Raw genomic sequence first — 1,266 nt, 5'->3', positions numbered from 1 at the left:
GGGTGCGCAGCGGCCGCCCTGGCGGAGTGGGGCTCGACGACCGGACAGCAGCGCTGGCCGGGAGCCGAAGGGGGCCAGAAGTGGGATTCAGGTGTTTTCAGAGGATTTGCTGATCGGGTTTCAGAGCTGGCGACAACGCCACGCCACGCCACGCCACGCCACGCCACGCCACGCCACGCCACGCCACGCCACGCCACGCCACGCCACGCCACGCAGGACCGTATCCGTGACACTTTGCCCTCACAATGGCTTTCATCTGCATCGGCCCGGGCTAACATCAGGGCGGGAGGGGGCAGCGCCGCAGGCGCTGGCCTTACTGCCCGTCAGCCCGAAGGGATGACAGGGTTTTCGCGCGCGAACAGGCGGCGCATATGCCCCGCCCGGATCATTTATTGTCCATCCCCCTGGCCGCCCTGGAGAATGAAGTGGCCACAAAGATAGACGGCGCACTGGCGGGTAGCCGATTCGCAGATCTCATCCAGCACTTTCGCTGTGGTTACGGGGCTGAGTCCGGATTCGCGACGTCGCTCGTTGATGAGCGTTTTATACTGGCGCAGGATACTGCGGGTTTCCGGTGACAGTTGCATGGTGTTCTCCTTTTTTCAGTTTCCGGAGGCAACGCCTCCGGCTTCTCTGTCAGGCCTCAAGCGCAGCACGCAGGCTCATCATGACGTCGTTTTCTTCTTTCAGGGTTTCTTCTGCTGATCCGCCGCCATCCTCCGCGCATACGGCGATACGCTGCATTTCCCTTCCTGCAAGTTGCATGACCATTGCAAGTGAGGTTGCAGGGATGGTCACTGTGCGGTGTTCTCGCTTCTGCTCAATCATTTCCTCCACAATGCCATGAATGAGAGAGACACAGCCGACGTAATCCAGCGTGGTACTCAGCCTTTCCATAATCGTTTCGATCTCGTCACTGCTCAGATCCCAGTCCACACAAATGCTTCGGATATCATTGCTGTCCCAGCTGGCGAAAACGTGCTTCTCGGCATCGAGGTCGGCACATCTGAACATTTCAAGGGCAATTTCTCTTGCTGTACCAATCATGTTTTTCTCCTTTAATCGGGCGGCATCGCCGCCCACGGTCAGTCAGTCAAGGGCACGCCAGATGGTGTCGCTTTCCGGATGGGTATCAGCAAATGCCATAAGCTGCTCATAACGGCGGCAGAAGTGGCGGCACAGTTCCTCGTGGTCATGGTTGCTGTGGTGCCAGCTCCGGTGATTCAGTACCAGCGCCGTGAGGATGATCCCCGCCACTTCCCCGCT

The 1,266-nt window shown here is 59.2% G+C and carries 3 protein-coding genes; all 3 read right to left on the bottom strand.

Annotated elements, in window-relative coordinates:
• Window positions 1–389: 389 nt before the first annotated feature.
• Window positions 390–587, bottom strand: a complete 198-nt coding sequence (locus AC6BYQ_RS28330; RefSeq protein ID WP_023337955.1) for a hypothetical protein — start codon at window positions 585–587, stop codon at window positions 390–392.
• A gap of 49 nt (window positions 588–636) precedes the next feature.
• Complete coding sequence (locus AC6BYQ_RS28325; protein ID WP_498057912.1) at window positions 637–1,047, bottom strand: hypothetical protein; 411 nt, start codon at window positions 1,045–1,047, stop codon at window positions 637–639.
• A 42-nt stretch (window positions 1,048–1,089) separates the two neighbouring features.
• Window positions 1,090–1,266: antirestriction protein (locus tag AC6BYQ_RS28320; RefSeq protein ID WP_498057913.1), on the bottom strand; the 177-nt coding region annotated here is incomplete at its 5' end.

The organism is Serratia sp. LTN-2 (genome assembly GCF_059740205.1).
This window is presented reverse-complemented; position numbering and strand designations above follow the sequence as displayed.